Genomic DNA, 437 nt, shown 5'->3' with positions numbered 1-437 from the left:
TCGCCAACCTTCTTTTTACCTCCCTCTAATTCATCGCCGTGGTAGACCGTTAATAGGACGTTATAGTCAGGAAAATACTTGGCGTAGAAGTCCTGAATAGCAGAAACATAAAATTCAGGCGGTAGGTCTACTTGGTTGTGCATGGGGAATTTAAAGAAAGCCTCTTGGATGACTGTTCTACGGCCATCCAGCGGCTTTTCTGCTTGGGTGATGGTGTTATGTAGGTCTATGTAGTGTTGGACGCTTTTGAGCTTCTGTGCGTTCCTGCTGACCTCGAAGGCTTCAAAATCTTCTTTGACCTGTTCGCCGTCGATGTAATCGCCACGGTCGATCAGATCATCAAGGTAGGCGGCTATGGGTTGGCCTGCCTCATCTTTAATGATTTTCTTAATTTTGTATTTATATTTGCCTTTGGTTTCTACATCTTCTTTTCTCTG

The 437-nt window shown here is 44.4% G+C and carries 1 protein-coding gene; it reads right to left on the bottom strand.

Features of this window, described 5'->3' with window-relative positions:
• Nucleotides 1-437: hypothetical protein (locus tag JQ845_RS22905; protein ID WP_203009519.1), on the bottom strand; the 437-nt coding region annotated here is incomplete at both ends.

It is taken from the genome of Pseudomonas paraversuta (genome assembly GCF_904063065.1).
Taxonomy (GTDB): Bacteria; Pseudomonadota; Gammaproteobacteria; order Pseudomonadales; family Pseudomonadaceae; genus Aquipseudomonas; species Aquipseudomonas paraversuta.
This window is presented reverse-complemented; position numbering and strand designations above follow the sequence as displayed.